A 22,581-nucleotide genomic window follows, 5' to 3' on the forward strand; every position below is an offset into this window, starting at 1 on the left:
AGGGAACCGGGCCCGCGCCCGACCGCTCGCAGCCCCCCGCCAGAGCGCCGGATGGGGGCTCAGGGGCCTGCTGCCTGCGTTCAGTTGGCGTTGCGCAGTGCCCGAACAGCGTTCCAGCGCTGTCGAAGCCGCCCGGCCATGGCCTTGGCCAACTCGGGGTGCCCCGTCTCCAGGCCGATGAGCGCCGCGGACGCCTCCGCTACGGAGTGGTCGTCGCGCAGGGCGCTGTCGTCCATGAGATGCACCAGGCCGCCGTAGTCGAGCTCGAGGAGGGCCCGTGGGTGGGCCAGTTCGACCAACCACTCCTCCAGGCGCTCGACCGCGAACAGTAACGAGGAACCGGCCGCAGCAACCCCGCCCAGCAGGGATACCGCCCGGGTCAGCCGGGAGCGGGCGTCGGCCATCTCAGCGACGTACAGCAGGGTTCGGGGCTCGTGGCGTGGGGCGGGCTGCGGGGCAGTCTCCCCGAGGGCTCCGGTTCCGCCCGGGATGGGGAAGGACAGGTCGCGATCGGCACCGCGAGCAGGCCCCAGGACCAGGCAGCGCTCGTCGGCCTCGAACGGCAGCAGCCACGCGAGCGGGACCCGCCAGGTGCTGGTCAGGATCTGTGGGCTGGCGGGCTCGCCGCGCTCTCGCCAGCGGGCGAAGTCCGCGCGTACCTCTCCGGCCACCGTCTCTGTGATGAACGCCCCGCGCCGGCGCTCGTCGGTTTGGGTCTCGAACGACTCGAATGCCAGCCAGGAGCGCAGTCTGGTCTGCCATGGGCAGATGAACAGTTCGTCGCCGATCCTGCGCACATAGGCGTCGCCGCTCTCCTTCGCCGGTGCGACCACCGGAGGGGTGGCGCTCAGCCGGACCAGGCTCTGTGCGTGCTCGACCGCCATGGCCTCCACCCGTCGCGGCCGCGCGGGCGAGTCCGCGTACGCGCGCCAGTACGCCCGGTCGCGGCTGGAGAACGCCACAATCGGCTGGTAGAGCCGGAGATAGGCCGTATAGGGGAGCACGCCTGAATCGTGGCACACGACAGGGGATTTTCGGGGGACCTCCGCCCCTGCCAGCAAGCCACTTGTGGTCACTTCGCTGGCATGCCGATGCCGTCCCTTAAATGCGGAGACGGTACCGTGTCTGTGGCACTCCACGGGGCGTGACCCGCGTGCCGGGGGAACAGCGGGCGGCGTGAGCCGTGCGCCGACTCCTCCGGTCGCACCGGTCGTCCCCCGATGTCTGCGAAGCGAGCCCGGAGGGCGACGAGCGCTGGCACGTGAGTGTGCAGGGGCGGTGCGGGGGACGCCGGAGAGTGTCGGCGTCGTTCCGGCTTTGTGCGGCACGCTCGGTTCCGAGCGGGCGGCGTAGGCAGGTTGGTCCTGAACCGGGTACGGTTGTATCCGTACGTAAGCTGGCGCCTGTCCTCGTCAGTGCGGTGATGGTCGCCAGCCAGGCATTGTGGTTTTGCTAGTGATCTGGGGTTTGTGAGAACCCAATCGTTGAGGGGGTCGAGCCAATGGGGCGCGGCCGAGCCAAGGCCAAGCAGCAGAAGGTCGCCCGGCGGTTGAAGTACAGCGCCGGTGGTACCGACCTTGATCGGCTTCGGTCAGAGCTGGGTGTCGCTGAGGAAGACGTGTCGGTTGCGGAGCCTTCGGGCCCTCCGGATGACACCGAAGACCCTTACGACGACCTGGTCGACCGTTACGCGGACTACGCCGATCGGTACGCGGGTGGTGAAGAGGGCGCAGGGGACGATTCCGAACGTTCGGACAATCGTCGCTGATGCGCCCGGTAGTACCGTCAGCAGGCTGCAATATCCGCTCAACCGGGTTCATCGGTGTTGAGCAGGCCCTGCCGGTCCGGTCCACGTCAGTGGGCTGGGCCACGGAGTCTGTGGCCGGTGAAACGAGGCAGGTAACCCCGCCAGCGGGGCGTCGAAACCCGGGGCCGTCTCACTGAGACAGGCCCCGGTTTCGCATGTCTGCACCAAGGACCCGAGCTAGGCGTACTCACCGGTGAGAACGGCTTCGCCCGTCCCCGGGGCGAGCGTCCCCATCGTCCAGGCCCGCACGCCGCGTTCTGCGAGAACCGCCAGCGAGCGCTCAGCCGAGGCCGGTGCGACGATCGCGACCATTCCCACACCCATGTTGAAGGTCGCCTCCATGTCCGCGCGGGACACCTTTCCCTGCTCGGCGAGATAGCCGAAGACCGGGTCCGGGCTCCACGTCGAGCGGTCCAGCGTCGCGTCCACCGTGCCGGGAAGGGACCGTGCCAGATTCGCGGCGAGGCCGCCTCCCGTGATGTGGGAGAACGCGTGGACCTCCGCCGCCTCGATCAGCGCCAGGCAGTCCTTGGCGTACACCTTGGTCGGGGTGAGCAACACGTCCCCCAGCACCCCGCCCAACGCGGGCACCTCGGCGCGCAGGTCGAGCCCCGCCCGGTCGATCACGTGCCGGATCAGTGAGTAGCCGTTGGAGTGCGGGCCGGAAGAAGCCAGCGCGATCACCACGTCGCCCGCCCGCACCCGGTCGGGGCCCAGGATGGCATCCGCCTCGACGATGCCGGTCCCCGCGCCGGCGAGGTCGTACTCGTCGGCCCCCATCGCTCCGGGGTGTTCGGCGGTCTCGCCGCCGATCAACGCGCATCCGGCCTGACGGCAGCCCTCGGCGATCCCGCCGACGATCTCGGCGATCCGCTCGGGCACCACCGATCCGCAGGCGATGTAGTCGGTCATGAACAGCGGTTCGGCGCCGCTGACCACCAGATCGTCCACGACCATGCCGACCAGGTCGATGCCGATGGTGTCGTGCTTGCCCAACGTCTGGGCGAGCATGACCTTCGTGCCGACACCGTCGGTCGAGGTCGCAAGGACGGGCGCGGTGTACTTGGTCGGGTCCAGCCGAAACAGACCGGCGAACCCGCTGGAGTCGGTGACGAGCTCGGGGCGGTGGGTCCGTGCCACGTGCTTCTTCATCAGGTCCACCGCGCGCTCACCAGCGGCGATGTCGACCCCGGCAGCGGCGTAGGCCGGAGTGGTGTTGGTGCCCTCGGACACGCGGAAAACCTCTTCTTCGCTCGACTGGCGTCCCGGCGGGCCCGTGCTGGGGCCGCCGGGACGGGGAGAACTTGACTACGCCGACACCGACGCGCTCTTGGGGGTGCCGCACGACTTCTCCAGCAGGTACTTGCCTCTGGAGTCCTCGTCCACCTCGATGGGGTAGACGCCGTCGAAGCAGGCCCGGCACAGCCGGTCCTTGCGTACCTCGGTGGCCGAGATCAACTCGTCCAGACCGATGTAGGCGAGGGAGTCGGCGCCGATGGACCGGCAGATCTCCTCGGTGGAGAGGTTCCCCGCGATCAGTTCGGCCTTCGTTGCGAAGTCGATGCCGTAGTAGCAGGGCCACAACACCGGCGGGCTGGAGATGCGCACGTGCACCTCGGCGGCACCCGCCTCGCGCAGCATTCGCACCAGTGCCCGCTGTGTGTTGCCCCGCACGATCGAGTCGTCCACGACCACCAGCCGCTTGCCCCCGATGACATCGCGCAGGGGGTTGAGCTTGAGCCGGATGCCGAGTTCGCGCAGGGTCTGGCTGGGCTGGATGAAAGTACGGCCCACGTAGGAGTTCTTCACTAGCCCCTGCGCGAACGGGATGCCGCTGCCCTCTGCGTAGCCCACCGCGGCGGGAGTCCCCGACTCGGGAACCGGGATGACGATGTCGGCCTCGGCCGGGTGCTCCTTGGCGAGTCGCCGCCCCACCTCCACCCGTGCGCTGTTGACGTTGCGTCCTGCGATGGTGGTGTCGGGACGGGCAAGGTACACGTACTCGAACAGGCAGCCCTTGGGCTCTGCCGGAGTGAACCGTTTGGCGCTCACGCCGTTGGCGTTGATGACGAGCATCTCGCCCGGTTCCACCTCGCGGACCACGGTGGCCCCGACGATGTCGAGTGCCGCGGTCTCGCTGGCCACCACCCATCCGCTGTCGAGGCGTCCGAGCACCAGCGGGCGGATGCCCTGCGGGTCGCGTGCCGCGTAAAGCGTGTCCTCGTCCATGAAGACCAGGGAGAAGGCGCCCTTGACCTTGGGAAGCAGCTCCATCGCGGCTTCCTCGGTGGTGCGGTCGGGATTGGACGCCAGGAGGCTGGTGAGCACCTCGGTGTCGGTGGTGGCGGTGAGCCGGTCCGAAGGCAGCATCGCTGCGAGTTCGGGGGTGTTGATGAGGTTGCCGTTGTGGCCCAGCGCCAGACCGCCCTCACGGGCGGAGTAGAAGGTCGGCTGTGCGTTCTCCCACACCGGGGAACCGGTGGTGGAGTAACGGCAGTGGCCGATCGCCAGATGACCTCGGAGCGATTCGAGGGTCGCCTCATTGAAAACCTGGGAGACGAGCCCCATGTCCTTGTATACGACGATGCGTTCGCCATCGCTGAGGGCGATGCCCGCGGACTCCTGTCCACGGTGCTGCAAAGCGTAGAGACCGAAATAGGTGAGCTTGCTGACTTCTTCGCCGGGAGCCCAGACCCCGAACACTCCGCAGGCGTCCTGCGGTCCGCGTTCTTGTGGATCGATATCCATGGTCAGCCGGCCGTCGGGATGCGACACGTGCTTCAGCTTAACGTCTCATGTCCAAGCCCGTGTCAAGCAGGTCGGGACTCGTGTCCCCAGAGCGGAAGCAGGGCGGACAGGTCGGCGCGCACTCCACTGGCCGAGACCCGGTGCGCAGAGGTGGCTTCGGGCCAGTCCAGAGTTCCTGCGGCCAGCGCGATCCAGGTGAGTGGGTCGGTCTCCACGACGCCGGGCGGAGTGCCCCGGGTGTGCCGTGGCCCGGACAGGCACTGCACCGCTCCGAAAGGGGGAACCCTGACCTCCAGGGCGTGCCCGGGGACGCGCTCGGCCAGTTCGACCAGGGTTGCGCGCACCACCGCCTTCACCGCAGAGCGTTCGGGGGCGGCCCCGCTGTCCTGGGCGCGCAGCACGGCGTGCGCGCACGCCCGGAGGACATCTGTAGGAAGGTCGGGGCCGCAATAGGGGGCCTCGTCCAGGGCCTTGAGCTGGTCGTCGAGGGCGGTCCGCAATGCGGCGCGGCGTCGCTGGGTCGAGGTGGGCTTGGCGGGCACCCCACGACCCTAGCCCGTCTCGCGACGATCACGATCCCGAAACGATCGACAATGTCTCACCCGTCTGACGTGCGGTTACGACACGGACGAAGACGGCGATTGGGAAAACTGCCCCCAACGAGTAAGTTGATCAAATGTGTCATGTGGGTTACATGAGCCGAGGAGGGCGCTCTTCAAGGGCACCGCACCCGGATTCCCGTGCCCTGTCGGCGCATGTCACCGTGAAAAGGCCCAATACGCCCGGATACCCCGCACCGAGAGCAGGGGTGGTTAGGATGATTGCGCCACTACGTCGGCATTTGACGCCGGTGCGGTTCAAGTGAACATCGAGTGACGCGCCCCTGCGTCAGCTAACGAAGGGGTGCCGCGCGGCCACGCCCAGGGGAGGGGTGGCCATCGAACGCGGCTGCCCCAAATGGACCACGAGCCCCACCGCACTCCCGGGAGAGAGATGTGCGTCTTCGCCTGACACCGCGCGACGACAGTTATTACGAGATGTTCGCCGACTCGGCGAACAACTTGGTCATCGCGTCGAGACTACTGGTGGAGCTGATCAGCGACGGTGCTGATCGCGAGGCCATCACCGAGAAGATGCGGGCCTGCGAGCACGCCGGTGACGACCGCACCCACGCCATCATGCGAAGGCTCAACGAGAGCTTCGTCACCCCGTTCGACCGCGAGGATATCTACCGGCTCGCCTCCTGTCTCGACGACGTCATGGACTCCATGGACGCGGCCGTCGACCTCATCGGCCTCTACAGCCTCGATCGGTTGCCCAAGGGCATCATCGACCAGGTCGAGGTCCTGGAACGGGCCGCGGAGCTCACCGCCGAGGCCATGACGCGGTTGCGCTCCATGAAGAACCTCACCAGCTACTGGATCGAGATCAACCGGCTGGAGAACCAGGCCGACCAGATCTACCGGCGGTTGCTGGCGCACCTGTTCAGCGGTGAGTACGACGCGCTGACCGTGCTCAAGCTCAAGGACGTCATCGAGGAGCTGGAGAAGGCCGCGGACGCGTTCGAGCACGTGGCCAACACTGTCGAGAGCATCGCCGTGAAGGAATCCTGAGCCCGTCGCCCAGGGGGAAACCCAGCTGATCGTGCCAACCGACCCCGCTCTGCTCGCCGTCGTCGCCGTCGCGTTGGTGTTCGCCTTCACCAACGGTTTTCACGACGCCGCCAACTCCATCGCCACCTCGATCTCGACCCGTGCCCTGACCCCGAGGGTCGCTGTCGTCATGGCCGCGTGCATGAACCTGCTGGGCGCCTTCCTCGGGGAAGGAGTGGCCCGCACGATCAGCCAGAACATCATCGCTCCGCCGCCGGGTCATCCGGGCCTCATGGTGCTCTTCGCAGCGTTGTGCGGTGCCATCGCCTGGAACGTCTTCACCTGGTACCGGGGGATGCCTTCCTCGGCTTCGCACGCCTTGGTGGGCGGGATGCTGGGGGCGGCGTTGGTGTCGGCGGCCACTGTCGACTGGGGCGGAGTGGGAACCAGCTTCCTGATCCCGATGCTGGTGTCGCCGCTCATGGGTGCGTTGCTGGGCTACCTGCTGATGCTGGCGATCCTGTGGGGTTTTCGCAACGCCCGTCCGCGCTCGGTGGGCCGTAAGTTCAGGCTCGCGCAGAGCGTGTCGGCTGCCGCCATGGCGCTGGGCAATGGGCTCCAGGACGCGCAGAAGACGATGGGGATCGTGGTCCTCGCGCTGGTCACCACCGGCTATCAGCAGTCCTACGACGTCCCCACCTGGGCAATCGTCGGCGCCGCGGTCGCGATGTCCTTGGGGACGGCGACCGGCGGTTGGCGGATCATGCGCACACTGGGCCATCGGGTCATCCAACTGGACGCACCCAAGGGGTTCGCGGCAGAGGCCACCGTCTCGCTGATCATGGGCGCCACTTCGTTCATCTGGCACGTACCGGTCTCCAGTACGCACATCATCACGTCGGCGATCGTGGGGGTCGGTTCGACGCGCAGGCTCTCGGCGGTGCGCTGGGGAGTGGCCGGCGACATCGTGGTGATCTGGCTGCTGACCGTTCCCAGCGCCGCCCTCATCGCAGCCGGCGTCTACGGTCTGCTGTACCTGATGTGAGCCTGTTCCGTGCGGTTGGTCCGGCCCGCAACAGCCGCGGGGCGTCCCGCGGCCCCTGGAGGGCCACTGAGACGCCCCGCGTCGATGGCCGGGGGGCGAGGGCTACCCGAAGCGACCGGTGATGTAGTTCTCGGTCTCCTTCTTCTCCGGGTTGGTGAAGATCCGGTTCGTTTCGCCCATCTCGATCAGCTTTCCGGGCTTGCCGGTGCCGGCCAGGTTGAAGAACGCCGTGACGTCGCTGACCCGGGCGGCCTGCTGCATGTTGTGCGTGACGATCACGATCGTGTAGTTCTCCTTGAGCTTGGAGATCAGGTCCTCGATCGCGAGGGTGGAAATCGGGTCCAGCGCCGAGCAGGGCTCGTCCATCAGCAGCACGCTGGGCTCGACGGCGATCGCCCGCGCGATGCACAGACGCTGCTGCTGGCCGCCGGACAGGCCGGCTCCCGGCTTGTTGAGCCGGTCCTTGACTTCTTCCCACAGGTTCGCGCCGCGCAGCGCGTTCTCCACCGTCTCGTCGGCGACGGCCTTGCTCATCCGCTGGTTGTTGAGCTTGGAGCCGGCGATGACGTTGTCGTAGATCGACATCGTGGGGAACGGGTTGGGGCGCTGGAACACCATGCCGACCTCGCGCCGTACCGCCACCGGGTCGACCTCGGGGCCGTACACGTCCTGGTCGTCGAGCATGACCTTGCCCTGGACACGGGCCCCAGGGGTGACCTCGTGCATGCGGTTGAGGGTGCGCAGGAAGGTGGACTTGCCGCAGCCGGAGGAGCCGATGAAGGCGGTCACCGAGCGGGGTTCGATGGTCATCGAGACGTCTTCGACGGCGAGGAAGTCGCCGTAGTAGACGTGCAGTCCGGAGACGTCGATTCGTTTGGCCACTGAAAGTTCCTCAGGTTCTCAAGAGTAGGGGAGCGGGGGCGTCGGCGAGGGGCACGGCCTCACCGCCCGAGCTTGGGTGCGAAGAGACGCGAGATCATCCGAGCCGCGAAGAACAGCAGCATGACCACGATGATCAGCGTCAGCGCAGCGGCCCAGGCCCGCTCGTAGTTGATGGCGCCGCCCATCCGCACCTGCGAGTAGATGAACACGGGGAGGCTCATCATCTGGCCCTCGAAGAGGTTCCAGTTGATCGCCACCGCGGAGGAGCCGGCGGTCAGGATGAGGGGCGCGGTCTCGCCGATGACGCGGGCCAGCGCCAGCATGATGCCGGTGGTGATACCGGCGATCGCGGTGGGCAGGACCACTTTCACGATGGTCAGCCACTTGGGTACGCCCAGTGCATACGAGGCCTCCCGAAGCTCGTTGGGAACCAGGCGCAGCATCTCCTCGCAGGAGCGCACCACGACCGGGATCATCAGCACCGACAGGGCGATCGCTCCGGCGGCGCCGTTGGTCTTGCCCGGGCCGAACAGCATGATCCACAGCGCGACCACGAACAGGCCGGCCACGATGGAGGGGATGCCGGTCATGACGTCCACGAAGAACGTGATGGCCTGCTTGAGCCGGCCGCGACCGTACTCGACGAGGTAGACGGCGGTGAGCAGGCCGATCGGAATGGACACCACCGCGGCGAAGCCGGTGATCATCAGGGTCCCCACGATGGCGTGGTAGGCACCGCCCGCGTCCATGCTCGGGGTGACCCCGTTCATGGACACCTGGAGGAAGTAGCCGTCCAGGCGGACCAGGCCCGAGCTGAGAACCGTCCACAGCACCGAGACGAGCGGCACCATCGCCAGCGCGAAACAGGTGTAGACGACCGCGGTGACGAGCCGGTCCTTGGCCTTGCGGCCGTTCTCGTAGAAGGCGGAGGCGGTGGTGATCGCGACCATGTAGCCCACGATGGTGATCACGGCCAGCATCGGCAGGCTCCACGCGTCCAGGGCGTAGAGGGTGCCGGCGCCGAGCACCACGATCGCGGCCAGGGTCGCCGGCGGCATCGGCTTGGGCAGTGTCCCGCCGAGGGAGAGTGTGTTCGCCGACGGGGTGGATCCGCCTTCGGTGGAGGACGGAGACAGTTGCGTGGAGGCGGACATTTACGCGAACTCCTTGCGGCGCGACACCACGAAGCGCGCTGCCATGTTGACGACGAGCGTGATGGCGAACAGGACCAGGCCGGCCGAGATCAGCGCGGAGACGCCGTAGCCGGTGGCCTCTGGGTACTGCAGGGCGATGTGTGCGGCGATCGTCTGGTTGCCGCTCTGTAGCAGGAACCACGAGATGACCAGGGAGGGCGACAAGATCATGGCGACGGCCATGGTCTCGCCCAGCGCCCGGCCCAGACCCAGCATCGCGCCGCCGATGATGCCGGGGCGGCCGAAGGGGAGTACCGCCATCCGGATCATCTCCCAGCGCGTGGCGCCCAGGGCGAGGGCCGCCTCGCGGTGGGACTGGGGGACCTGCTGGAAGACGTCGCGCGACATCGCGGTGATGATCGGCAGGATCATCACCGCGAGCACGATGCCCACCGTCAGCATGGTGCGCCCTGTCGTGGAGACCGGTCCGGAGAAGAACGGGATCCAGCCCAGGTACGTCTCCAGGGAGGCGTAGAAGGGAACCAGTTGCACGACCAGCCAGCCGATGCCCCAGAGGCCGTAGACGACGCTGGGGATCGCGGCGAGGAGGTCCACCACGTAGCCCAGGACCGCCGCGACGCGCCGCGGCGCGTAGTAGACGATGAACAGCGCGATGCCGATGGCGATGGGAGTCGCGATGATCAGGGCGATCGCTGCGGCGAGCACGGTGCCGAAGGCCAGTGCGGCCACACCGAACGCGGGTGCCTCGCGCGTGTTGGCGCCCCATTCGGAGCTGGTGAAGAAGTTTGCGGTGTTCGCGGCGAGTGAGTCGTAGGACTGGCCGATCAAGAACGCCGCGACACCCGCCAGGATCGCGAGGATCAGGATCCCCGATCCCTTCGCGCTGTTGGCGAAGACGACGTCGCCGACGCGACGTTTGCCCTGCGGTTCGCGGGCCGTCACAGACGGGTCTGTGGTGGTCATGTGAGACTCCGGTCGAGATGGTTCAAGGTCCGCCCCCATGCAGAGCGTTCTTCTGCGCGTTTTCCAGACAGACGATGGCGGGGCCTGTTACATTGTGGAGCTTGCCCGCCGCGGGTTGGAACGCGACTGCCGGTTGGGCGATACAGGGCGCTCTGACCTGCGGTGATGGACCGGTTTTGCTTGGCGTTCCCAGTGCGTGGGAGGAGCCGGGCGCCGACTCCGCCGAGCGGGCCGCGGGTGACCAACGCGACCAAGGGCAGGGCCCACCTCGCTCGGTGGAGCCCTACCCTCGACGGAGTCGACGCGCTGATCAGGCCGCGGCCTCGATCTTGTCCAGCGTCGCCTGGATCTTGTCGCGTGCCTCGGCGGAGATCGGCGCGGAGCCGGCCTCGTCGGCGGCGGCCTGCTGGCCCTCTTCGCTGATGACGTAGCTCAGGAAGCCCTTCACCAGGTCGGCGTCGCTCTGCTCCGCGTAGCTGAGGCAGGCGATGTGGTAGCTGACCAGGACGATCGGGTAGACCGAGCTGTCGGAGGTCCCGTAGTCCAGCGTGATGGCGAGGTCGTTGTCGTTGCCCGGGGCGGGCTCGGCGCTGTCCACGATCGCAGCGGCTGCCTCGGGGCTGTACTCGACGAAGCTGTCACCCACGCCCACGGAGGCGGTGCCCAGTTCGCCGGCGTGCGAGGCGTCGACGTAGCCGATGGTCCCGTTGCCGCCCTCGACCGCGGAGACCACACCGGAAGAGCCCTGAGCGGCCTCCTTGGGCTCGTAGGGCCACACCTTCTCCGGCTCGTTGGGCCAGGCGTCGCCGGCGGCGCCGGCCAGGTAGGCGGTGAAGTTCTCGGTGGTGCCGGACTCGTCGGAGCGGTTCACCGGGGTGATCGTGGTGTCGGGGAGGTCGGCGTCGGGGTTGTCCGCGGCGATGGCCTCGTCGTTCCACGTGGTGATCTCGCCGTTGAAGATGTTGGCGATCACCTCGGGCTTGAGGTTCAGCGAGTCGATGCCGTCGAGATTGAAGATGACGGCGATCGGGCTGATGTAGACCGGGAGGTTGACGGCGTCGGCGCCGGTGCATCGCTCGGTGGCCAGGTCCAGCTCCTCGCCCTCGACCGCGCCGTCGGAGCCCGCGAAGGCCACCGCACCGTCGAGGAACTGGTCGACACCCGCGCCGGAACCCACTGCGTCGTAGTTGACGGTGGTGCCCTCGCAGGAGCCGGTGTAGGCGGCGACCCAGGCCGCCATGGCCTTCTCCTGGGAGCTGGCGCCGGCGCCGGCGAGGGTGCCACCGCCGTCGACGCAGTCGGCGTTGCCGGCCGCGGTAGCGCCGTCGCCGGCCGGGTCGACGGCCTGGTCGCTGCCGCAGGCGGAGAGCGCAAGGGCGCCGGCGAGGGTCACGCCCGCGATTCGGCCATACCTAGAGAGCTTCACAGCCCGGGGGTCCTTCCTTTGAGCATGGTCACCTGTGGACGAGTTCGACTGCCGTTCCCGTCAAATGTGAAGGTAGGCAGCCCAGGTGGCCAGTCGGACCAGGGAGGATGAACGAACGGTGAACGTGGCGGTGAGAGTCCACGAAAAAGACGCGGCTTTCTGGTGTCCACCAGATGAACCGCGCCCCTTTTGTGAATTATGTCGGTAACTGAGCTGCGATTATCGCACTGTGTCTATCGAGAAGACACATAGAGTTGCCATTGTGTTGGGTCCGCCGAGAGGTCAGTTTCCCGGCTTGGCGTACATCACGTCGGCGTCCCACAGGGTGAAGCCCAGCGACTCGTAGAGACGCACCGCAGCCCGGTTCTCCTCATCCACGTACAGCAGTACCCAGGGCAGACCGCGGTCGCGCAGGTGCACCAGCCCCGCGAGGGTCAGGGCCCGTCCCAGCCCGCTGCCCTGCCACCGCGGATCGACGCCCACCACGTAGACCTCGCCCACCGCTTCCCCGTCGGTCAGTCCGGCACCGTCGGCGTGCGTCTTGGTCCAGTGGTAGCCGGCCACGTCGCCGCTGCCGTGTTCGACGGCCACGAAGAAGCCGGCGGGGTCGAACCAGTCTTCGGCTTCGCGTTGGCGCAGGTCCTCCAAAGTGATCTGCCCCTGCTCCGGGTGGTCGGCGAAGGCACGCGCGTTGGCGGTCAGCCAGCCCGCCTCGTCCTCGCCCACTCGGAAAGCCCGCAGCTCCAACCGTTGCGCGGTCTCGGGGCGCAGGACCGGCGCGGGCAGGTCGGGGACCGGCGCGCCTGCCGACGTGTTCAGTGCCATCCGCATCTTCAACAGCCCCCGGACCTGCTCCAGTCCGGCGGAACGGGCAAGAGCCACCGCGCCCGGCAGGCGTCCGTGCGCCCAGACCCGCAGGCCGGGGCCCACGGAGGCGGTCAGCAGGTCCCCCAACAGCCATCCACCCAGCCCCTGGCGTCGCCGATCCGGGGCCACCACCAACTCGGCCGACTCGGGTTCGCCCGGCGCGATCTCGGTGAACGCGAAGGCGCTCAGGCGCTCGCCGTCGGCTTCCTCCTCGTAGAGCAAGGAGAAGCGCCCCGTCCCCTCCGGCGCGCCGTGGCGGACCCGCAGCAGGGTCTGTTCGGACAGGGGGGCCACCTGGTCCGCCTCCCGGGCGGCCTCGGCCAGGGCCAGTACGGCGTCGCGACGGCTGGGATCCAGTGCTTCCGCAGTGATGATGTGGCTCATGGGCCCGAGCCTATGACCAGTGCGGGGCCATTGGGCGGAGCGGTTACTTCCTGCGCCGCTTGCCGGTGTAGGCGCCGCCGACCCTGACCCGCCGGGCCGGTGCAAGCGGGGCGGACAGGAGCAGGAGCAGGAGCAGGAACATCAACAGGATGCTCGGTGTGATGGAGCCGCGCAGGTCCTGGGACTCCTGGGCCACGGTGGTCGCGGCCTCCTCGTCCTCGCCCGGGGAGACCAGCGGAAGGTCCAACGGGCCGCTGTCGGCCCCGCTCTCGCCGGGGGCGGTGAGGTCGGGGAGTTGGGCGTTGCCGGTGGGCAGCCCGAAGCGGTCGTCGGCGGCGTCCGAACGCGTGGTCGAGACGGGGCTGTGCGGTGCCGCCGGACGTCGGATGCCCGGGGAGGAGGGGCGGTTGGCCGGGGTAGAGGGCCGTGCGGTCGGCGCGCTCGAACTCGGCGGGTTCGACGTCGGCGGCGTCGTGGTCGGCTTGTCCGACGGCGGGGGCGGGGGCGACGTGGACGGTGGCGGCGGAGTGCTCGGCTCCGACGGCTCCGGTGAGGGGGCGGGCTTCCTCAGCGTGACCGACCGGGTGATCTCGGTCGTGCCCTTGTGCTGCTCCCGCGGGCACGACTCGGGCGCCGGCGACGCGCTGGGGTCGGCGGGCGAGGGGGACGGCTCGCGGTCGCAGTCCTCGGGGACGATCGCGTACTCGTAGGACACCCGCACGGTGAACGCCACCGGCTCGGCGGCCTCCGCGGGCGCCTGGCCGGTGATCGTCGCCGGCGCCTGCCCGCCGGCGTCGAGGGCGGCGGGCAACCGGGTGATGTTCATCCCCATGCCCGACTCCGTCACCGTGGCACCGGTGATGGTGAGCGCGGTGTCCGTGCGGTTGTTGGTCAGGGTCAGCGGCAGGGAGAAGTCCGCTCTGGGGGCGACGGTGGGCCCTGCGACACCGAGTCCCAGCGTGCGGGAGTCGGCCCAGGCGGGGGAGGTCAACGACGACCCGATCAGAGTGCATCCGATGAACACCGCGCACAGCGGAACGCCGGCCCATACCCGCGGGAAGGATCGAGGCGCGGTGGTCGCCGTCGATTCTTTCGGCATGCGGGCGGTCCTCCTCGGTCGGGGCGGCGCCAGGCCGATCTGCGGGCTGGGCGTCCCAAATTAACCCAGTCGCCCGGGTGTGCCTAGCCCGTTTCCGTGCAATGCGGCCGATTTCTCGCGAAACCGGCCGCACAGCGACTGCTGTCCAGCATCTTAAGCGTTCCGGCCCTGGATGACGAGCCTTGAGTGACGATCCGTAACGAAGGAATCACCCTGCCCCGGGTTCCTGGAAGCCGCGTGTCCACTCCCGGCTCAGACCCGGTTGGCGAGCTGCTCCGGGGTTTCGACCTGCCGTGCGGCCTCCTCGCTCGCCGCCTTGGTGGCGGGATCGGGGACGAACCGGTACCCCACGTTGCGCACGGTGCCGATCAGCGACTCGTATTCGCTGCCGAGCTTGGCGCGCAGACGCCGCACATGGACGTCGATGGTGCGGGTGCCTCCGAAGTAGTCGTATCCCCACACCTCCTGCAGCAGTTGTGCTCGGGTGAAAACCCGGCCCGGGTGCTGGGCGAGGAACTTCAGGAGCTCGAACTCCTTGAAGGTCAGGTCCAGGATGCGCCCGCGCAACCGCGCGATGTAGGTGGCCTCGTCGATGGTGAGGTCGCCGCGGCGGATCTCGTCGGGGTCGTCGGTGGCGCTGTCGGCTTGGCCGATCGACAGACGCAGCCGGGCCTCGACCTCGGCCGGTCCGGCGGAGGTGAGCAGGAAGTCCGTCACCTGCCAGTCCGGGGTGAGTGCGGCGACGCCGCCCTCGGTGAGAATGGTGATGAGCGGGCAGTCGAGCCCCGTGGTGTTGAGCAGGCGGCACAGGTTGCGCACCGCTGCGAGGTCGGTCCGGGCGTCCACCAGGATGGCGTCCACCGGCAGGCCCGCCGTACGGTCGTGACCGGGGGTCAGCAGGGCGCTGGCCTCCGCGGGCGCGATCCGCACCGAGTGCAGGAGCAGCCCGAGTGCGGGCAGGACATGGTCGGACGGTTCGTTGGAGTTCGTCAGTAGCAGGAGATGGCTCATGCGCTTCTTCCCGTCGCCCGCGCTGCGCGGCTGATCGAAGGCCCCATTGCCCTCGGTGAAAATGCTGTGGAAATTGCCTCCGAGTAAACACAAGGATAATCAATCAATGGCAAACGGGACCATGCGGTACTGGGCAGCGGCCAAAGATGCTGCCGGCACGGGGGAGGAGACCCTCGACGCCGACTCCCTGGCCGAGGCACTTGACCTGGTAAGGGGCAGGCGCAGCGGCGATCACCGGTTCCTTGAGGTGCTGCGTCGCTCGTCTCTGCTGGTGAACGGGGTGTCTGTGGGAAAACGTCCGCCCGCGGGCGTGTCGCTGTCCAACGGATGGGTCGTCGAGGTCCTTCCGCCGTTCGCAGGAGGGTGATCAGCGGTTATGCCGTTGTGGAAATCAGGTCGACGTCACAGTGAAACGCCTCACGTCATTACGATGTTGGGCAAACCGGGCTGCCATCTCTGCGACGAGGCGCTGGCCGTCATCGAGCGGGTCGCCGCCGACCTGGACATCCCCTACGAGGTCCGCGACATCACCTGCTCCGATCAAGAGGAGAAGGACGAGTACTGGGAGAAGATCCCGGTCACCTTCATCGACGGTGCGCAGCACGATTTCTGGCGGGTGAGCGAGTCCCGGCTACGTGCGGCCCTGGCCGGGAAGTAGCGCCCGGTCCCGACCGCCGTGCGGTTCTGTTAATTCGGCATCCACTTTGTGCGTGCATTCACAAGGGCGTAATCTGGACGCACGGTCTTTTCCGGTTCGGTTCTCGGCGGACACCGGAGGCGCCCCGAATCGGGGCGCGTCGGTCCGAGGCGTCCGAAGAGGATCAATAACGCCGATAGTCGCCCAGGAGCGCACACCTGTGACCAGCCGTACCCCACGGCCTCGGGAGAGGGGAATCCCGGAGGCGACAGTCGCGAGGCTTCCGCTCTACCTGAGGGCGCTGCACGGTCTGAGCGAGCGTGGCACGCCCACTGTGTCTTCGGAGGAACTGGCCTCGGTGGCCGGTGTCAACTCCGCAAAATTGCGTAAGGACCTCTCCCACCTGGGGTCCTACGGAACTCGCGGGGTCGGCTATGACGTCGAGTACCTCATCTACCAGATCTCCCGTGAGCTTGGTCTCACCCAGGACTGGTCGGTCGCGATCACCGGTGCGGGCAATCTCGGGCGCGCCCTCGCCAACTACGGGGGTTTCGGCACGCGGGGCTTCCGGATCGCCGCGCTCCTGGACGCCGATCCGGCCATGGTGGGCCATGAGGTCGCGGGCCTTCAGGTGCGGCATATTGACACTCTTGAAGACGTTGTCGCCAAGGAGAACGTCTCCATATGCGTCATCGCGACCCCGGCCGCGGCGGCCCAGGGGGTGTGTGACCGGTTCGTCGGTGCCGGAGTGACCAGCATCCTGAACTTCGCTCCGATGGTCCTCAATGTGCCGGACCATGTGGATGTGCGTAAGGTCGATCTATCCATCGAACTCCAAATCCTCGCCTTCCACGAACAGCGCAAGGCCGGCGGGGACAAAGGGCCCGAATGGGTCGGCGCCCTGGACCAGTGAGGTGGCCGGGGCCGGCGCGCGCGTAGGCGGGCGGGTGCCGAGTCGTGACAAAAGCGTTGAGCAACGTGCCTGCATTGGAGTACGGATGAGTGTCCTCGCCGTTGGGATGAGCCACCGAAGCTCGCCCGTGGCGCTGCTTGAGCGCGTTGCCCTGAGTGGCGAGGTGCGCCTCAAGGTCATGTCCGAGATCATGGGCGCGACAGCGGTCAACGAGGTGATGATGGTCGCCACGTGCAACCGCGTCGAGGTCTATGCCGACGTCGACCAGTTCCACCCCGGTGTCGCCGCGATCTCCGAGCTGCTCTCCTGGCACACGGGCGTCTCGCTCGGTGAACTCACCCGCCACCTCTACGTCCACTACGAGGAACGCGCAGTCCAGCACCTGTTCTCGGTGGCCTGCGGTCTGGACTCGATGGTCGTGGGTGAGGGCCAGATCCTGGGGCAGGTCCGCAACTCCCTCAAGGACGCCCAGCAGGCGGGAACGCTGGGCCGGGTCCTCAACGACCTCGGCCAGCGGGCCCTGAGGGTCGGCAAGCGCGCCCACACCGACACCCACCTCGACCAGGCCGGCGCGGGGATGGTCACCCTCGGTCTCGCCGTCGCCCAGCAACACCTGCCCGCGGCCTCCGCCGACGCCGCCCGTTCGGGCGCCCGCTGCCCCATGGACGACGCACATGCGGGGATCGCCGGCGAGATCGCGGCCGCGCTGCCCCGGCCCCAGAACCTCACCGGTTACCGCGTCATGGTGCTCGGAGCGGGCTCGATGAGCGCGTTGTCGGCCAACACCGTGGCCCGCCAGGGAGCCAGCTCCGTCATCGTGGCCAACCGCACCTTCGAACGCGCCGCACGCCTGGCCGAGTGCCTCACCGAGGCATACGACTCCCTGGCCGGCAGAGCCGTTCCCTTTGCGGACGCCGCCGCCCACCTGGCAGAGGTGGACCTGGTCATCTCCTGTACCGGAGCGCAGGGACTCGTCCTCGACGCCCCCGACGTCGCAGCCGCCATCCGCAACCGCCCGGGCCGCCCCCTGGTGTTCGTGGACCTCGCACTGCCGCACGACATCGACCCGGCCGTCCGCGAGCTGCCCGGCGCGATCCTCATCGACATCGAAGACCTGCGCGCCGCCGCGCAGGCTGCCACCGGCTCCGCCACCAGCGCCGCAGACGTCTCCGTCGTTCGCGACATCGTGGACGAGGAGGTCGCCGAGTACCAGTCGGTGCGCCGCGCCGAGAGCGTCGCTCCCACCATCGTCGCCCTGCGCGGCAAGGCTCGCACGGTCGTCGACACCGAGCTCGCCCGGTTGAACGGGCGGCTTCCCGACCTCGACGACAAGGCCCGGGGTGAGATCACCCACGCCCTGCGCCGCGTCGCGGACAAGCTCCTGCACCAGCCCACGGTCCGCGTCAAGCAGCTCGCGGCCCAGCCCGACGGAGGGGCGTACGAGGCGGCGCTGCGGGCTCTGTTCGACCTCGACCCCGCGATCACCGACGCGGTCGCCACCCCCAAGCCCGCCGCCGAGGAGAGCTGACATGGCCCCGGTTCCCGCACGCCTGGGCACTCGCCGCAGCACCATGGCCACCAGCCAGTCCCAGCTGGTCGCGGACGCCATCACCGAGCACACCGGTGTCCCGATCGAACTGGTGCTCATCACCAGTTTCGGCGACGTCACCAAGGCCCACCTGACCCAGCTCGGTGGAACCGGCGTCTTCGTCAACGCGCTGCGCGACGAGCTGCTGGCCGGCAGCGTCGACTTCGCCGTGCACTCCCTCAAGGACCTGCCCACCGCACCCGCCGACGGACTCACCCTCGCCGCGATCCCCGAACGCGACGACCCCCGCGACGCCCTGTGCGCCCGTGACGGCCTCAAGTTCGCCGACCTGCCTGCCGGCGCGACGATCGGCACCGGTTCGCCCAGGCGGGTCGCCCAACTGGCCGCGCTGCGGCCCGACCTGCGCTACCTGCCGATCCGCGGCAATGCCGAGACCCGCCTGGGCAAGGTGACCTCCGGTGAGCTCGACGCGGTCGTACTGGCCTACGCCGGTCTGGTCCGCGTGGGCCGCGTCGACGACGTCACCGACGTGTTCGAGCCAGAGCAGATGCTTCCCGCGCCTGGGCAGGGCGCGCTCGCCGTGGAGTGCCCCATCGGCGTGGCCGCACTGGACTACCTCACCGCCGTCGATCACCTCGAAACCAGGGCAGCCGTTACCGCCGAACGCGTGGTCCTGGCCGAGTTGGAGGCCGGCTGCGCCGCACCCGTCGGGGCCTATGCCGAGTTCACGGGGCAGGGGCGCCTGCGCCTGCGCGCCGCGGTGGTGTCCACCGACGGCGCGGAGGCCGTACGCATGGAGCGCGCCGTCTCCACCAGCGACTTCCCCGACTCCGTCGAGGCGGCCGCGCACCTCGGCCGCGACCTCGCGCGCGAGATGATCGCGCATGGGGCGGACCGGATTGTGGCAGAAGCGGCCCAGAGAGACAGCTAGCACTGGATGTCCCATCCGCGCAGCACCACCGGGGCAGGCCAGGCAAGTACGAAGGAGTCAAGTGAACGCGCAGACCGAGAACCGCGAGCCGGGGTCGCAGAAGCCGGCCGAGCCCGCAGTCGGCCACATCGCCCTGGTCGGGGCCGGCCCGGGTGACGCCGATCTGCTCACCCTGCGGGGGGCCGCGCTTCTCGCGCGCGCCGATGTCGTCTTCACGCTGCGCGAGCCCGGGCCGGAACTCGCGAAGTACCGGCCGGCGCTGCTGAGCCACTGTCGCCCCGACGTCCTGGTCGTGGACGCCGCCGAGTGCGGTGGCGACGCCGACGGGTTGGCTCTGGCACACGCCCGCGACGGTCAGCGCGTGGTCCGCCTCTACAGCGGGGACCCGCTGCTGGGCTGCCGCGGCGCGGACCTGGCCGCCGCCGCTCGCGCGGCCGATGTCGAGTACGAGATCGTGCCGGGTCTGTCGGCCGTCACGGCTGTCCCCGCCTACGCCGGGCTCCCGCTGCTGCCCGAGGGAATCGGGGAGCTGCGCGTCCTCAACGCCAAGGAGACCGGTCTCGACTGGGACCGCGCGGCGGAGGGAAACGCCACGCTGCTCGTGATGTTCCCCGATGCGTCCGACGACGAGGACCCCGGAGCGGGAGGCCCCGGCTTCGACCGGCTCTGCAAGACCCTCATCGCAGGCGGACGTCCCGACACCACGCCTGTCGCCGTCACCCGGATGGGGACCACCACCGAGCAGACCACCGTCTCCTCGACGCTGGCGCGACTCACCGCGGACCTCAAGGCCGCCGACGCCAAGGGGCACACCGTCACCAAGCCGGCCCTCATGGTGGTCGGCGAGGGAGCGCGCCGACAGCGGGAGCTCTCCTGGTTCGAGACCCGTCCGCTGTTCGGCTGGCGCGTACTCGTCCCGCGTACCCGTGAGCAGGCCGCGAGCCTCTCCGAGCAGCTGCGCGGATACGGTGCGGTGCCCGAGGAGGTCCCCACCATCTCGGTGGAGCCGCCCCGGACCCCCCAGCAGATGGAGCGGGCCGTGCGCGGCCTGGTCACCGGCCGCTACCAGTGGGTCGCTTTCACCTCGGTCAACGCGGTCAAGGCCATCCGGGAGCGGTTGGAGGAGTACGGCCTGGACGCACGCGCCTTCGCCGGCGTGCGCGTCGCGGCCGTGGGCGACCAGACCGCTGCGGCGTTGGTGGCCTTCGGCATCCAGCCCGATCTCGTCCCGCCGGCCCACGACCAGTCCGGTGCCGGACTGGTCGCGGTGTGGCCTCCTTACGACGCGGAGATCGACCCGATCGAACGCGTCCTGTTGCCGCGTGCCGACATCGCGACCGAGACCCTCGCCGCGGGCGTCGCCGACCTCGGGTGGGAGGTGGACGACGTCACCGCCTACCGCACCGTGCGCGCCGCGCCGCCGCCCGCCCCGATCCGTGAGGCCATCAAGGGGGGCGGCTTCGACGCGGTCCTGTTCACCTCCTCCTCCACGGTGCGCAACCTGGTCGGTATCGCCGGGAAACCGCATGCGACCACGGTGATCGCCGTGATTGGTCCGGAGACCGCGAAGACCGCGGAGGAGTTCGGTCTGCGCGTCGACGTCATCGCACCCAAAACCTCGGTTTCAGCCCTGGCAGAGGCGCTTTCGCAGTACGGTTCCGCACAACGGAAAGCGGCTGTGGAGGCTGGGAAGCCCGTCCTGCGTCCCAGCCAGAAGCGCCGCGGCCGTCGCCGCAAGACGCTTTGACGCTCCGCGAGCAGTAGTTAAGGGGTAACGCCATGACCGCCCGTTTCCCGGTGGCCCGTCCGCGCCGGTTGCGCACCACGCCCGCTATGCGGCGCCTGGTCGCACAGACGCGGGTCCACCCCGGTGAGCTCATCCTGCCGATGTTCGTCAAGGAGGGCATCGAGTCGCCGCACCCGGTGTCGTCCATGCCCGGCGTCTACCAGCACACCCGCGAGAGCCTGCGAAAGGCAGCCCACGAGGCCGTCGAGGCCGGAGTGGGCGCCATCATGCTGTTCGGCATCCCGGAATTCAAGGACGAGCACGGCTCCTCCGCCGACGATCCCGCGGGCATCGTGCAGAAGGCATTGCGGGATCTCTCCGCCGACCTCGGCGACGACATCGTGCTCATGGCCGACCTCTGTCTGGACGAGTACACCTCGCACGGGCACTGCGGCCTGCTCACCGACTCCGGTGAGGTGGACAACGACGCGACCTTGGAGCGCTACGCCTCCATCGCCTTGGCCCAGGCCGCAGCGGGCGTGCAGGTGGTCGGCCCCAGCGGAATGATGGACGGCCAGGTCGGCGCGATCCGTACCGCGCTCGACAAGGCCGGCCGTACCGACGTCGCGATCCTCGCCTACGCCGCCAAGTACTCTTCGGCCTTCTACGGACCCTTCCGCGAGGCAGCCGAGTGTGCACCGCAGTTCGGCGATCGCGCCAGCTATCAGCAGGATCCCGCCAACGCGTCGGAGGCACTGCGCGAGGCCGAGTTGGACATCGCCGAGGGTGCGGACATGGTGATGGTCAAACCGGGGCTCGCCTACCTGGACATCGTGGCCAGGATCGCCGACTCCGTCCGGGTCCCCGTATCGGCCTACCAGGTCAGCGGGGAGTACGCGATGGTGGAGGCAGCAGCCCAGAACGGGTGGCTGGACCGTGAGCGGGTCATCCTGGAGACCCTCACCTCCTACCGCCGGGCAGGTGCGGGACAGATCCTCACCTACTGGGCGACCGAGGCAGCGCGCCTGCTCAGGTAACCGGGAAGCTTCTCCCGGTCGGGCTCCGTCCGAGGTCGGGAGGTGACGAAGAACCGACCACGATGCTCTGTGCACCCGGCCCAGCCGGTTCCACTCACGGAGCGTCAGCCGACGGGCACGACCGCGAGGGGGATATCCAGTGGCCGACGTTTTGAGCGGTAGGCGTAAACGGCGCAAGCGTCAGGAACCGGGCGGCATGCTCGCGTCGGCCCAGGAGTATGCGGCTCTGGGCTGGCCGGTGTGCCGGGGTGCGTCCCCCGATCGGGTCGGCCCCCGCTCGTGTACCTGCGATCGCATGGGCTGTCCGGACCCCGGAGTGCACCCGATGTCGGCTGCCTGGGCGACCGAGGCCACCACTGACGCCGCCGTCCTGGAACGCTGGTGGAAGATCGAACCCGACGCCAACATCATCTTGGCGACCGGCCGGGTCTTCGACGTCCTGGACGTCCCCGCCGACACGGGCACGCTCGCCCTGGCCAGGATGGACGCCCATCACGGGTTCGCCCCGGGGCCGGTCGCCTCGGTGGGCGGTCTGCGCACGCTGTTCTTCGTCGCCACCCGATCACCCGTCGACGAGGACGAGTGGTGGTCCTGCAGTCTGGACTGCGTCCCCGAGACCGTCGACGACTCGCCCGGTCTGCGCTGGCACTGCCGTGACAGCTATGTTCCGGCCCCGGGGTCGGTTCTTCCCGGCAACGGTGAGGTGACCTGGATCCGTTCGGCCTTCGTCCTGGGCGCTACGCCACCGGTCCTGCCGGACCCGATCGCCGCGCTGAGCCTTCTCGCCGACGTCTACGAGGCGTGATCCCA

The 22,581-nt window shown here is 68.8% G+C and carries 22 protein-coding genes; 11 read left to right on the forward strand and 11 right to left on the reverse strand.

The annotated features are described in order from the left end of the window. Positions 1-80: 80 nt before the first annotated feature. Entirely contained in the window at positions 81-1,004 is a 924-nt protein-coding gene (locus QSJ59_RS17260; protein ID WP_285760627.1) for a DUF8083 family protein, read from the reverse strand. Positions 1,005-1,501: 497 nt separating this feature from the next. Between QSJ59_RS17260 and QSJ59_RS17265 the strand changes: the two genes are divergently transcribed. After that, positions 1,502-1,768: a DUF3073 domain-containing protein gene (locus QSJ59_RS17265; protein ID WP_285760628.1), complete on the forward strand. Its 267-nt coding sequence runs from the start codon at positions 1,502-1,504 to the stop codon at positions 1,766-1,768. Positions 1,769-1,984: 216 nt separating this feature from the next. On the opposite strand, the gene purM is transcribed toward QSJ59_RS17265, so the two are convergent. The 3 genes from purM to QSJ59_RS17280 form a co-directional block, all read right to left on the reverse strand. Further along, positions 1,985-3,040, reverse strand: coding sequence for a phosphoribosylformylglycinamidine cyclo-ligase (gene purM / locus QSJ59_RS17270; protein WP_285760629.1), 1,056 nt, complete (start codon positions 3,038-3,040; stop codon positions 1,985-1,987). 75 nt (positions 3,041-3,115) lie between these two features. Then, positions 3,116-4,555 carry an amidophosphoribosyltransferase gene (gene purF, locus QSJ59_RS17275; protein WP_285760848.1) on the reverse strand — a complete coding sequence of 480 codons (1,440 nt, stop codon included), beginning with the start codon at positions 4,553-4,555 and terminating at the stop codon, positions 3,116-3,118. A gap of 62 nt (positions 4,556-4,617) precedes the next feature. Beyond that, complete coding sequence (locus tag QSJ59_RS17280) at positions 4,618-5,097, reverse strand: sterol carrier family protein (RefSeq protein ID WP_285760630.1); 480 nt, start codon at positions 5,095-5,097, stop codon at positions 4,618-4,620. A gap of 453 nt (positions 5,098-5,550) precedes the next feature. Here QSJ59_RS17280 and QSJ59_RS17285 point away from each other — a divergent pair, with 453 nt between their 5' ends. Beyond that, the gene (locus QSJ59_RS17285) at positions 5,551-6,168 is read left to right on the forward strand and encodes a DUF47 domain-containing protein (protein ID WP_285760631.1); all 618 of its coding nucleotides are present in this window, start codon (positions 5,551-5,553) and stop codon (positions 6,166-6,168) included. A 31-nt stretch (positions 6,169-6,199) separates the two neighbouring features. After that, positions 6,200-7,192 (forward strand): inorganic phosphate transporter, encoded by a 993-nt coding sequence (locus QSJ59_RS17290; protein ID WP_285760632.1) that lies wholly within the window; start codon positions 6,200-6,202, stop codon positions 7,190-7,192. Between the two features lie 102 nt (positions 7,193-7,294). Here the strand turns inward: QSJ59_RS17290 and pstB are convergent, their stop codons facing one another. The 7 genes from pstB to QSJ59_RS17325 form a co-directional block, all read right to left on the reverse strand. Beyond that, positions 7,295-8,074: a phosphate ABC transporter ATP-binding protein PstB gene (pstB, locus tag QSJ59_RS17295; RefSeq protein ID WP_285760633.1), complete on the reverse strand. Its 780-nt coding sequence runs from the start codon at positions 8,072-8,074 to the stop codon at positions 7,295-7,297. A 59-nt stretch (positions 8,075-8,133) separates the two neighbouring features. Continuing rightward, positions 8,134-9,228, reverse strand: coding sequence for a phosphate ABC transporter permease PstA (pstA, locus tag QSJ59_RS17300; protein WP_285760634.1), 1,095 nt, complete (start codon positions 9,226-9,228; stop codon positions 8,134-8,136). Next, a complete protein-coding gene (gene pstC / locus QSJ59_RS17305; protein ID WP_285760635.1) occupies positions 9,229-10,191 on the reverse strand; it encodes a phosphate ABC transporter permease subunit PstC in 963 nt (320 codons plus the stop codon). A gap of 310 nt (positions 10,192-10,501) precedes the next feature. Beyond that, on the reverse strand, positions 10,502-11,617 hold the full coding sequence (gene pstS, locus QSJ59_RS17310) for a phosphate ABC transporter substrate-binding protein PstS (protein ID WP_285760636.1): 1,116 nt from the start codon (positions 11,615-11,617) through the stop codon (positions 10,502-10,504). A gap of 282 nt (positions 11,618-11,899) precedes the next feature. Beyond that, on the reverse strand, positions 11,900-12,868 hold the full coding sequence (mshD, locus tag QSJ59_RS17315; RefSeq protein ID WP_285760637.1) for a mycothiol synthase: 969 nt from the start codon (positions 12,866-12,868) through the stop codon (positions 11,900-11,902). Positions 12,869-12,911: 43 nt separating this feature from the next. Further along, on the reverse strand, positions 12,912-13,967 hold the full coding sequence (locus QSJ59_RS17320; protein WP_285760638.1) for a hypothetical protein: 1,056 nt from the start codon (positions 13,965-13,967) through the stop codon (positions 12,912-12,914). 252 nt (positions 13,968-14,219) lie between these two features. Beyond that, the gene (locus QSJ59_RS17325) at positions 14,220-14,978 is read right to left on the reverse strand and encodes a winged helix-turn-helix domain-containing protein (RefSeq protein WP_285760639.1); all 759 of its coding nucleotides are present in this window, start codon (positions 14,976-14,978) and stop codon (positions 14,220-14,222) included. Positions 14,979-15,084: 106 nt separating this feature from the next. Between QSJ59_RS17325 and QSJ59_RS17330 the strand changes: the two genes are divergently transcribed. The 8 genes from QSJ59_RS17330 to QSJ59_RS17365 all read left to right on the forward strand — a co-directional run bounded on the left by QSJ59_RS17330 (position 15,085) and on the right by QSJ59_RS17365 (position 22,576). Then, positions 15,085-15,345, forward strand: a complete 261-nt coding sequence (locus QSJ59_RS17330) for a MoaD/ThiS family protein (protein ID WP_285760640.1) — start codon at positions 15,085-15,087, stop codon at positions 15,343-15,345. A 63-nt stretch (positions 15,346-15,408) separates the two neighbouring features. Next, positions 15,409-15,636 (forward strand): glutaredoxin family protein, encoded by a 228-nt coding sequence (locus QSJ59_RS17335; RefSeq protein ID WP_285760641.1) that lies wholly within the window; start codon positions 15,409-15,411, stop codon positions 15,634-15,636. Positions 15,637-15,835: 199 nt separating this feature from the next. Further along, positions 15,836-16,528 carry a redox-sensing transcriptional repressor Rex gene (locus QSJ59_RS17340; protein WP_285760642.1) on the forward strand — a complete coding sequence of 231 codons (693 nt, stop codon included), beginning with the start codon at positions 15,836-15,838 and terminating at the stop codon, positions 16,526-16,528. 85 nt (positions 16,529-16,613) lie between these two features. Further along, positions 16,614-18,056, forward strand: a complete 1,443-nt coding sequence (locus QSJ59_RS17345; RefSeq protein ID WP_285760643.1) for a glutamyl-tRNA reductase — start codon at positions 16,614-16,616, stop codon at positions 18,054-18,056. Position 18,057: 1 nt separating this feature from the next. Continuing rightward, complete coding sequence (gene hemC / locus QSJ59_RS17350; protein WP_285760644.1) at positions 18,058-19,008, forward strand: hydroxymethylbilane synthase; 951 nt, start codon at positions 18,058-18,060, stop codon at positions 19,006-19,008. Positions 19,009-19,069: 61 nt separating this feature from the next. Next, the gene (locus QSJ59_RS17355; protein ID WP_285760645.1) at positions 19,070-20,755 is read left to right on the forward strand and encodes a bifunctional uroporphyrinogen-III C-methyltransferase/uroporphyrinogen-III synthase; all 1,686 of its coding nucleotides are present in this window, start codon (positions 19,070-19,072) and stop codon (positions 20,753-20,755) included. A gap of 32 nt (positions 20,756-20,787) precedes the next feature. Next, positions 20,788-21,771 carry a porphobilinogen synthase gene (hemB, locus tag QSJ59_RS17360; RefSeq protein WP_285760646.1) on the forward strand — a complete coding sequence of 328 codons (984 nt, stop codon included), beginning with the start codon at positions 20,788-20,790 and terminating at the stop codon, positions 21,769-21,771. A 196-nt stretch (positions 21,772-21,967) separates the two neighbouring features. Next, positions 21,968-22,576, forward strand: a complete 609-nt coding sequence (locus QSJ59_RS17365; protein WP_285760647.1) for a bifunctional DNA primase/polymerase — start codon at positions 21,968-21,970, stop codon at positions 22,574-22,576. Positions 22,577-22,581: the final 5 nt, after the last annotated feature.

It is taken from the genome of Nocardiopsis ansamitocini, from assembly GCF_030268225.1.
Taxonomy (GTDB): Bacteria; Actinomycetota; Actinomycetes; order Streptosporangiales; family Streptosporangiaceae; genus Nocardiopsis_D; species Nocardiopsis_D ansamitocini.

Bases quoted from the DNA above. Each gene is read 5' to 3' on its own strand.
- QSJ59_RS17265 (WP_285760628.1), top strand. From the start codon at position 1,502: ATGGGGCGCGGCCGAGCCAAGGCCAAGCAGCAGAAGGTCGCCCGGCGG.
- purF (WP_285760848.1), bottom strand. From the start codon at position 4,555: ATGGATATCGATCCACAAGAACGCGGACCGCAGGACGCCTGCGGAGTG.
- pstA (WP_285760634.1), bottom strand. From the start codon at position 9,228: ATGTCCGCCTCCACGCAACTGTCTCCGTCCTCCACCGAAGGCGGATCC.
- pstC (WP_285760635.1), bottom strand. From the start codon at position 10,191: ATGACCACCACAGACCCGTCTGTGACGGCCCGCGAACCGCAGGGCAAA.
- mshD (WP_285760637.1), bottom strand. From the start codon at position 12,868: ATGAGCCACATCATCACTGCGGAAGCACTGGATCCCAGCCGTCGCGAC.
- QSJ59_RS17320 (WP_285760638.1), bottom strand. From the start codon at position 13,967: ATGCCGAAAGAATCGACGGCGACCACCGCGCCTCGATCCTTCCCGCGG.
- QSJ59_RS17325 (WP_285760639.1), bottom strand. From the start codon at position 14,978: ATGAGCCATCTCCTGCTACTGACGAACTCCAACGAACCGTCCGACCAT.
- QSJ59_RS17330 (WP_285760640.1), top strand. From the start codon at position 15,085: ATGGCAAACGGGACCATGCGGTACTGGGCAGCGGCCAAAGATGCTGCC.
- QSJ59_RS17335 (WP_285760641.1), top strand. From the start codon at position 15,409: ATGTTGGGCAAACCGGGCTGCCATCTCTGCGACGAGGCGCTGGCCGTC.
- QSJ59_RS17345 (WP_285760643.1), top strand. From the start codon at position 16,614: ATGAGTGTCCTCGCCGTTGGGATGAGCCACCGAAGCTCGCCCGTGGCG.
- hemC (WP_285760644.1), top strand. From the start codon at position 18,058: ATGGCCCCGGTTCCCGCACGCCTGGGCACTCGCCGCAGCACCATGGCC.
- hemB (WP_285760646.1), top strand. From the start codon at position 20,788: ATGACCGCCCGTTTCCCGGTGGCCCGTCCGCGCCGGTTGCGCACCACG.
- QSJ59_RS17365 (WP_285760647.1), top strand. From the start codon at position 21,968: ATGCTCGCGTCGGCCCAGGAGTATGCGGCTCTGGGCTGGCCGGTGTGC.